Source organism: Actinoallomurus sp. NPDC050550 (assembly GCF_040655075.1).
GTDB lineage: Bacteria > Actinomycetota > Actinomycetes > Streptosporangiales > Streptosporangiaceae > Actinoallomurus.
On record NZ_JBFAJC010000068.1, the window covers coordinates 45,785 to 54,714 of the forward strand.

Consider the following 8,930-nt stretch of genomic DNA (forward strand, 5'->3'; position numbering starts at 1 on the left):
CTGCTCGGTAGACTCCTGGGGTCCCATGTCGATGGCTGTCAGTCGCGAGCCGTACGCTGATTGCCAACGCCGTACCTTCAGGAGGACGGAACATTGGTTCTCAGGTTGATCATCGGGCTTGCCGCAACGGTGGTCGCGTTGGTGTTCGCCGTTCGGCGGGTCCTGTTCCTCTACAGGCTCGCGACGAACGGCCAGCCCGCCCCCGACCGCATCGCGCTCGCCAAGGCGAACGTCGGTGAGGACGTCAAGCTCCAGGCCGTCGAGGTCTTCGGGCAGCGCAAGCTGCTCAAGTGGACCGTGCCCGGCCTCGCCCACTTCTTTGTCATGTGGGCGTTCTTCATCCTCGCCACCGTCTACCTCGAGGCGTACGGCGCGCTGTTCTTCGGGCTGGACTTCCACATCCCGCTGATCGGCAAGTGGGGCGTGCTCGGCTTCCTGCAGGACTTCATCGCGGTCGCCGCGCTGCTCGGCCTGATCGCCTTCGCGATCATCCGGGTCAAGAACTCCCCCAAGAAGCTCGATCGCAAGTCGCGGTTCAAGGGCTCGCACCTCGGCGGCGCCTGGCTCGTCCTGTTCATGATCTTCAACGTGATCTGGACGATGTTCCTGTTCCGGGGCGCGGGCGTGGCCACGGGGAAGTTCCCGTACGGGAACGCGGCGTTCATGTCGCACCTGGTCGGCAACGGCCTCAAGGGGCTGGGGCACGGCGCCGATGAGGCGCTGGAGTCGGTCGGGCTGCTCCTGCACATCGGCGTGATGCTCGTCTTCCTGCTGATCGTGCTGAACTCCAAGCACCTGCACATCTTCGTCGCGCCGCTCAACGTCCTGTTCAAGCGCCGCCCGGACGGCCTGGGGCCGGTGCAGCCGATGATGAGCGACGGCAAGCCGATCGACTTCGAGGAGGCCGACCCGGACGAGGACACCTTCGGCCGTGGCAAGATCGAGGACTTCACCTGGAAGGGCTACCTCGACTTCGCCTCCTGCACCGAGTGCGGCCGCTGCCAGTCGCAGTGCCCTGCCTGGAACACCGGCAAGCCGCTGTCGCCGAAGACCCTCATCATGGACCTGCGCGACCACGCGCTGGTCAAGGCGCCGTACATCTTCGCCTCCGAGGAGGAGCAGGCGAACCTTCCCGAGGACGTCCTGAAGGAGGCCGGCCGGCCGCTCGTCGGCGGGGCGGACGTGAACGGCGTGATCGACCCGGATGTCCTGTGGTCCTGCACCAACTGCGGCGCGTGCGTCGAGCAGTGCCCGGTGGACATCGAGCACATCGACCACATCGTCGACATGCGCCGCTACCAGGTGATGATCGAGTCGAACTTCCCGTCCGAGGCGGGCGTGATGCTCAAGAACCTCGAGAACAAGGGCAACCCCTGGGGCATGTCCGAAATGAAGCGCCTCGACTGGATCGAGGAGCTCGACTTCGAGGTCCCGGTGGTCGAGGAGAAGATGCCCGAGGACACCGAGTACCTCTTCTGGGTCGGCTGCGCCGGAGCGCTGGAGGACCGCGCGAAGAAGACCACCAAGGCCATCGCGGAGCTGCTGCACATCGCGGGCGTGAAGTTCGCGGTGCTCGGCCCGATGGAGGCCTGCTCCGGTGACCCGGCCCGCCGCCTGGGCATGGAGTTCGTCTTCCAGATGCTCGCCCAGCAGAACGTCGAGACGCTCAACGAGGCGGGCGTCAAGAAGATCGTGGCGTCCTGCCCGCACTGCTTCAACACGCTCGCCAACGAGTACCCGCAGCTCGGCGGCACGTACGAGGTCGTGCACCACACGCAGCTGCTGTCGCACCTGGTCGAGACCGGCAAACTCACGCCGGTCACACCGATCGAGGAGAAGATCACCTACCACGACCCGTGCTTCCTCGGCCGGCACAACAAGGTGTACGCCCAGCCGCGCGACATCATGGCCCAGGTGCCCGGCGTCCAGACGCAGGAGATGCACCGCTGCAAGGAGCGGGGCTTCTGCTGCGGCGCCGGCGGCGCGCGGATGTGGATGGAGGAGCGCATCGGCAAGCGCATCAACACCGAGCGCGTCGAGGAGGCGCTGGGCACGGACCCGGACACCGTCTCCACGGCCTGCCCGTTCTGCCTCGTCATGCTCGGCGACGCCATCAACGAGAAGAAGAACAGCGGCGACGCGAAGGAGTCGCTCGAGGTCGTCGACGTCGCCCAGCTGCTGATCAAGTCTGTGAAGGGCGAGCCCGCCGAGCCCGCTGCCGTCGAGTAGGACGTACGGCGAAGGGCCCGTCACCGGTCGGTGACGGGCCCTTGCCACGTATAAAGGCGGTGCCATCTCGGGGGAGCGGGGATTTGAGATGACACCGCCCTGACGTACCCACCCCGATGTGACGAAGACCACAAGGATCGACGTAAACCGGATTGGTCGGTAACGCGTCGTCCGAAACTATCGACTTTGATCCTGCTTGGCCACCCGTTGTGGAAAGAATCACGATGTCATCCGGGTGACCACTGCTGAGACGGCCGGTGCCGGGCCCCTCGGAAGGGGCCCGGAGGCCGGATCAGCTCGTCAGTCGCTTGACGAGGTCGGGGTGCTGCTTCTCCCACTCGGCGACGCCCTGGGCGGGCGTGTCCTTGTACTTGTTCATGACCAGGTCCTCGAGCGGGAACAGGTCGGTGTCGGACATCGTGAACTTCTTCAGCCAGCCGTTCAGCTGCGGGAAGTCCTTCGCGAAGCCCTGACGGCCGAGCGCGTGGATCTTCTCCGCCGAGCCGAAGGCGTTCTGCGGGTCGGCCAGCGGCTTGATCGGGAACTTCGTGTACGCCCAGTGCGGCTTCCACAGGGTCACCACGATCGGCTGCTTGCTCTGGGCCGAGCGGTTCAGCTCCGCGAGCATCGCCGCGGTGCTGCTTTGAACGAGCTTGTAGTCGCCGAGGCCGTACCCGGGCAGCACCTTGTTCTTCACGATCTTCATCTCGCCGGCGCCCGGCTCGATGCCGACGACGCGACCTTGGTACCGGGAGCTCTGCCCCTTGAGGTCGGCGACGGAGTTCGCCGGGTCGTCCTTCAGGACGGCCAGCTGCATGCTGGCGTTCTTGTACCAGATCCCGATGTCGGTGATCTTGTCCTTGTACCGGTTGTAGTAGTCGGCGTGCGTGGCGGGCAGCCAGGCGTCCAGGAACAGGTCGATGTTGCCCTGGCCGAGCCCGGCGAACAACGGACCGGCGTCGACCTGCTTGAGGGTGACCCGGTAGCCCTTCTTCTCCAGCTCCGTCTTCCACAGCTGGGTGACGGCGACGTCCTCATCCCACGGGATGTAGCCGATCGTGATCGGCTTGCCCTTGCCGCCGCTCCCACCGGAGCCGACGACGCCGAGCGTGGCGGCGAGCAGCGCGAAGATGACCACGCCGGACAGGGCCAGCGCCGGACGCGGGCGGTACCGCAGCACGGATGACACGCCGCCGTGCGCGGCCCGCTCGGCGTGCCGCCGCGCGGCCGGCGCCAGACGCTGCCCGAGAGCGCCCGTCATGCGGTCCAGGATGATCGCCAGCAGCACGACCGCGAGGCCGGACTCGGCGCCCGCCCCCAGGTTGAACTGCGTGATCGCGCCGAAGACGTTCGCGCCGAGGCCCTCCGCACCGACCATGCCCGCGATGACGACCATGGACAGCGACAGCATGATGACCTGGTTGACGCCGGTCATGATGGTCGGCAGCGCCAGCGGCAGCTGCACGCGCGTGAGGATCCGCGACGACGGCGTGCCGAACGCCTCGGCCGCCTCGACCATCTCCTTGTCGACCTGCTTGATGCCGAGCTCCGTCAGGCGCACGCCCGGCGGAATCGAGAAGATCATCGTCGCGACGACGCCCGGCACCTCCCCGAGCCCGAAGAACGAGATCGCCGGAATCAGGTAGACGAACGCCGGCATCGTCTGCATGAAGTCCAGCACCGGCCGGGCCGCCGCCCCGAACGACGGCACCCGTGCGCTGAGGATTCCCAGCGGGATGCCGACGATGAGGGCGGCGAGGCTCGCGACCAGCACCAGCGCGAGCGTCTCCATGGCCGCGTTCCACTGGCCGAGCGCGTCGATCACCATCAGCCCGACGAACGTCAGGACGCCCGCGAGCAGGCCGCGCAGCCACCAGCACAGCATGGCCACCAGCGCGGCCAACGCCAGCGACGGCGGCGCTGTCAGCACGTGGCTCAGCCCGTGCACGAGACCGCCGACCACGTCACTGACCGCGCTGAAGACCGGCTTGCCGTGCTTGGTCAGGAAGTTGACCGTGTCCGTGACCCAGTTGCCGAAGTGGATCCTAGGCATCGGCGTTCACCTCCGACGGGACGGTGTCGCTCTCCTCTTCGGCGGACGCGGCAGCCTCCTCGTTCCCGGTGTGGCCGTTACCGCTCAGGTTGCCCAGCGCGGCAAGCAGCGTCACCCGCGGGATCACCCCGAGGAGCTTGCCGTTCTTGTCTGTGACGGGCACGGGCAGCGGACTCTCCGCCGAGAAGGTGAACAGGTCGGCCACGGCGGTGTCGGGGTCGACCGGGTGGTAACCGTTCTCGATGATGCCGTCGAGGGTGTTGCGGCCCTCCCGTACGGCCTTGGCCGCCGGCTCGGCGAACACCACGCCCACCAGCCGCCGGTCCTTCGCCACGACGAACGTGAACGACGCCTGCTGCTCCCGCATGACGCGTACGGCCGCGCGGGGACCGCCGCTCGGCTCCACGACGGCGATCGGCGTCTCCATGACCGAGCGCGCGGTGAGCACGCGCGTACGGTCGACGTCGGCGACGAACTGCGCGACGTAGTCGTTGGCCGGGTCGGTGAGGATCTCCTCGGCCGTGCCGATCTGCATCACGCGTCCGTTACGCAGCATGGCGATCCGGTCGCCGAGCCGCATCGCCTCGTTCAGGTCGTGCGTGATGAACACGATCGTCTTGCCGAGCTCGCCCTGCAGGTCGAGCAGGAGGTCCTGCATCTCCCGCCGAATCAGCGGGTCGAGGGCGCTGAACGCCTCGTCCATCAGCAGGATGTCCGTCTCGGCGGCGAGCGCGCGGGCGATCCCGACGCGCTGCTGCATGCCGCCGGAGAGTTGGTCGGGGTAGCGATCCTCCCAGCCCTCGAGGCCGACGTACTCCAGGAACTCCTTGGCCTTCGCCAGTCGTTCCTGCTTTGGAACGTTCCGGGTCTCGAGCCCGTACGCCGCGTTCTCCAGGACGGTGCGATGAGGGAAGAGGGCGAAGTGCTGAAAGACCATGCTGACCTTCTCCTGCCGGAGTTGGCGCAGGTCCTTTCCGCCGATGGCGGTGATGTCGACCTCGTCGATCTCGATGCTGCCGTCCGTCGGCTCGAGAAGACCGTTCAGCATGCGGATCAGCGTGGACTTGCCGGAGCCCGAGAGCCCCATGACGACGAAGATCTCGCCCTCATCGACCTCGAATGAGACGTCGGCGACGGCCGCGGTCACGCCCATGCGGCGGAGCTCGTCGGGTTCGGCGCCTTGACTGATTCTTCGGAGGGCTTCGGCCGATCGTCGGCCAAAGATCTTTGACACATGTTGCGCGCGGATTCTGGGCACATCGTCCTTTCGGTCCGGCCGCGCCGCCGTCCCGAGCGTCGTATGTCCCTCCGTCGGACCGCGCGGCAATCGATGCGAACCGCCGGTCCGCTCCCACCGCCGGTTCGCCTGTACGACCCAGGGGAACAAGATGTGACGCACGTCACTCTTGTGGTCGCCAACCGACCGAATGGGTCATGCGTCAAGGAACTTTATCGCCAGGCAAAAAGGAATGCACATCCGTGTGCGATCGATCACAATCCGCTAGTGATCGGTTTGACCTGGGAAGATCGGGGAAACCGGGGTGGTCCGATCAGCGATAGAGGCCGGGATCGCCCGGCTCGAAGACCCGGAACCGGTCCAGGTCCGTGGTAACGCCGCCCACCCCTTGAGCCAGCTCGAGCGCCGCCGTCGCCGCCAGCCGTACGAGCCGAGCGTCACGCTCCCCCGCGATGCCGAACCGGTAGCCGTGCAGGCCGGGCTCGCGCCGCATCGGCCCGAGCGCCAACGGCAGCAGCCAGCGCAGGCTCGGCACCTCCGGCCCGTCACAGCGAATGTTGATCGGCACGCGCGGCGTCGTCAGGAAGGAGGAACCGTCCTCCTCCGTTCCGTTCGGCACCAGCCCGGGGATGAAGGCGCTGATCCGCGCCGCGAGCTCCCCGGGCGACACCTTCCGCGGCGTGTGCACCACCACGACCTCCGTCGGGTCATCGGCGACGAACTCCTGCGGCAGATGCGCGTACCCGCCGAACCGACGCGCCAGCCCACGCGCCAGCCAGTTTTGGAACGGTCCCGAGTCGCTGGCCACGAACGCCTGGCCCTGCGGAAGGTTGCTCTTGGCGGCGAGGTCCGGAGTCACCGGATGCGGCCCGGCCAGCCGTACGCCCGCCCCGAAGGTGATCCCGCCGTCGACCGGCGCGGCCTCCGGATCGAACAGCCGGATCGCGGCGAGCAACCGCTGCGGCTCCGGCGACCGCGGCAACACCACCGCCGGCACCTTACGCAGCCGCCTGGCCGACACGCCGCCCATCAGATACGCGTGCGGTGAAAGTTGAGGTAGGAGCGCGACGGCGTCGGGCCACGCTGATCCTGATAACGCGACCCGTGCCGCTTGGACCCGTACGGCTCCTCGACCGGAGAACTCGTCCGGAACAGGCACATCTGACCGATCTTCATGCCGGGCCACAGCTTGATCGGCAGCGTCGCGACGTTGGACAGCTCCAGCGTCACATGCCCACAGAAGCCGGGGTCGATCCAACCGGCGGTCGAGTGCGTCAGCAGCCCGAGTCGACCCAGGCTCGACTTGCCCTCAAGGCGGGCGGCGAGATCATCGGGCAGGCCGAACACCTCGTACGTCGAGGCCAGCACGAACTCCCCCGGGTGCAGGATGAACGGCTGGTCCGACTCCACGTCAACGAGCCGGGTGAGGTCGGGCTGCTCCACGGCCGGATCGATGTGCGGATACTTGTGGTTCTCGAACACCCGGAAGTAGCGGTCCAGACGCACGTCGATACTCGACGGCTGAACCATCCCGGGGTCGTACGGATCGATCTTCATCCGCCCGGACTCGATCTCGGCCTTGAGATCACGATCGGAGAGCAGCACGACAAGAAAGTACCGGGTAATCACCCCGACACGTAAACGCCGGATCGGATCACCCAGAATCCTCGCCCCACGGGTCCAGGCCAGCACCCCTGCCTCTCCGACCCCAGGGGCGGTCCGGCGGGACGCCGGAACCCTTGAGCATGGAGGGCGCGGGTTCCGGTAGCATGTGCGGGCGGTCTCCGGAGAAGACGACCGATGCGGGTGTAGTTCAATGGCAGAACTCCAGCTTCCCAAGCTGGTAGCGCGGGTTCGATTCCCGTCACCCGCTCCACACAGCAAAGCCCCAGGCCAGGACATGAATCCCAGGCGCTGGGGCTTCTTTCGTCACGAGGCCTTTCGTCGCTTCCGTGCCCGTTGCGTGCTCGAGCGTTCGTCAGGCTTCCCGCCGCCCGCGTCGCCGGGCTTCTGCGGCTTCTGCGAGCGCTTGAGTTCGCGTCGGACCATCTTGCCCAGCGTCGCCGCGATCTCCTTGTCCCGCTCCTGCCGAGCGTGGAGGTAGATTCGCGCCGCCCTGGTCGAGGAGTGGCCCATCCGGCTCATCAACTCGGCCAGCGACGCGCCTGACTCGGCGGCGAAGGTGTTGCCGGTATGCCGCAGGTCATGAAGGTGGATGCCTTCAGGCAGGCCGCCCGCCGCGTCAAGTGCCCGCCTCCACGGATCCGTGAAGTTGCTGCGGCGCAGTTGATTGCCCCTAACCCCGACGAACACGAAGCCTTCCGGACCCGGTGCGGCGAACTCCTCCAGGTGCCGACGAAGGTCCGGGATGATCAGATCGGGGATCGCGACCTTGCGCGTGCTGGCCTCGGATTTCGGCGTGCCCTTCACGAGCGGGCCCAGTTCGTAGACCGTCTCATCGATGCGCACGATCCCGGCGTCAAGGCGACGGCGCTCCGCGCCGCCGCAGGCCGCCCGCTCCGGCACGCCCTACGGGCGTGCGGCGTGGGCGCCGGTCCCTCCGGCCGTGGGCGGCCCACCAGGCGGAGACCGAACCGCGGATTCTCTCCAGCGGCATCGGCCTGGATCTCTCGCGGGACGGGCGCAGGGCCGCCGGCAGACTCGCATGCGCTCGCCCTACGGGTGGCCTACGGCCATCAGACGGCAGCCCCGCTCCCCAGATCGCGGAGTGCTGTAGAAGATGCCTCCGGCGGGGGCGCTCAGGCTCGGGGATGGCTCAGGACCGCGCCTGCAAGAGCCCGGCGAAGGAGCGAAGAGGACGGTGGGCACCTTCCTCGCTCAAAAGCCTGCAAGGCCGTAAGCGCATGCGCTGCTGACGGCAACGGTGACGGCAACACCGGCAGACAACACCAGACGATCACGATCGCAGGCGGATGTGCCGGCGTCGCCCCGCAGCTTGATCACCTTGACCAAGATCGAACTGAAAAAGATGCGGTCGGTTGGTCATATCGGCTGGCCGAGTGTGACACTGGGGGCTCCGCCGCCCCCAGGCCCCCGCGCGCCGGAGCACTCACCCGCGCGATTGATGTCTGTCACAACATCCCGCCGTACGCGCGGGAGAGCACTCCGGACCGGTGCGACCGGGCTGCGGAATATGCGCGGAATGGCGCCCAGGGAGCGACTCCCCTGCTACCTGTCCGACCACAGGTCAGGACCATAACCGGCCCGAGATGCGCTACCACCCTCCGGAGCCGGGTGCGCAATTCAAATGGGGATCGGTTATGCGCTCGGGGTCTCAAGCGTCGCATTGACCTGTCTTAGTACTACAGTGAGCTTTTCGGTTTAGATCGTGATGTGGTTGTGGTGGAGCCAGCGTTTCCAGTGATGGCTACTGCGGGCGCGGGTTTGGTG

Annotated in this window: 7 protein-coding genes and 1 tRNA gene; 2 read left to right on the forward strand and 6 right to left on the reverse strand. The window is 67.2% G+C overall.

Features of this window, described 5'->3' with window-relative positions; genetic code table 11:
- The first annotated feature begins 93 nt into the window (after positions 1 to 93).
- Positions 94 to 2,229, forward strand: a complete 2,136-nt coding sequence (locus AB0I04_RS48195; RefSeq protein ID WP_360901190.1) for a (Fe-S)-binding protein — start codon at positions 94 to 96, stop codon at positions 2,227 to 2,229.
- Between the two features lie 292 nt (positions 2,230 to 2,521).
- Here the strand turns inward: AB0I04_RS48195 and AB0I04_RS48200 are convergent, their stop codons facing one another.
- The 4 genes from AB0I04_RS48200 to dcd form a co-directional block, all read right to left on the reverse strand.
- Complete coding sequence (locus AB0I04_RS48200; RefSeq protein ID WP_360901193.1) at positions 2,522 to 4,282, reverse strand: ABC transporter permease/substrate binding protein; 1,761 nt, start codon at positions 4,280 to 4,282, stop codon at positions 2,522 to 2,524.
- The gene (locus tag AB0I04_RS48205) at positions 4,275 to 5,435 is read right to left on the reverse strand and encodes a glycine betaine/L-proline ABC transporter ATP-binding protein (RefSeq protein ID WP_360901196.1); all 1,161 of its coding nucleotides are present in this window, start codon (positions 5,433 to 5,435) and stop codon (positions 4,275 to 4,277) included. Before AB0I04_RS48205 ends, AB0I04_RS48200 begins: the two co-directional genes overlap by 8 nt.
- Positions 5,436 to 5,832: 397 nt before the next feature.
- A complete protein-coding gene (locus tag AB0I04_RS48210) occupies positions 5,833 to 6,507 on the reverse strand; it encodes a hypothetical protein (protein WP_360901199.1) in 675 nt (224 codons plus the stop codon).
- 41 nt (positions 6,508 to 6,548) lie between these two features.
- Positions 6,549 to 7,124, reverse strand: a complete 576-nt coding sequence (gene dcd / locus AB0I04_RS48215) for a dCTP deaminase (RefSeq protein ID WP_360901208.1) — start codon at positions 7,122 to 7,124, stop codon at positions 6,549 to 6,551.
- A 197-nt stretch (positions 7,125 to 7,321) separates the two neighbouring features.
- Between dcd and AB0I04_RS48220 the strand changes: the two genes are divergently transcribed.
- Positions 7,322 to 7,395, forward strand: a tRNA-Gly gene (locus tag AB0I04_RS48220).
- Positions 7,396 to 7,448: 53 nt separating this feature from the next.
- On the opposite strand, the gene AB0I04_RS48225 is transcribed toward AB0I04_RS48220, so the two are convergent.
- Together AB0I04_RS48225 and AB0I04_RS48230 are read right to left on the reverse strand one after the other, a co-directional pair.
- Positions 7,449 to 8,045 carry a tyrosine-type recombinase/integrase gene (locus AB0I04_RS48225; protein WP_360901202.1) on the reverse strand — a complete coding sequence of 199 codons (597 nt, stop codon included), beginning with the start codon at positions 8,043 to 8,045 and terminating at the stop codon, positions 7,449 to 7,451.
- A gap of 312 nt (positions 8,046 to 8,357) precedes the next feature.
- Positions 8,358 to 8,492: a hypothetical protein gene (locus AB0I04_RS48230; protein WP_360901205.1), complete on the reverse strand. Its 135-nt coding sequence runs from the start codon at positions 8,490 to 8,492 to the stop codon at positions 8,358 to 8,360.
- Positions 8,493 to 8,930 lie beyond the last annotated feature (438 nt).

What these genes read in the sequence shown, in the direction of transcription:
- AB0I04_RS48200 (WP_360901193.1), bottom strand. Translation starts at nt 4,282, where the DNA reads ATGCCTAGGATCCACTTCGGCAACTGGGTCACGGACACGGTCAACTTC.
- AB0I04_RS48205 (WP_360901196.1), bottom strand. Translation starts at nt 5,435, where the DNA reads ATGGGCGTGACCGCGGCCGTCGCCGACGTCTCATTCGAGGTCGATGAG.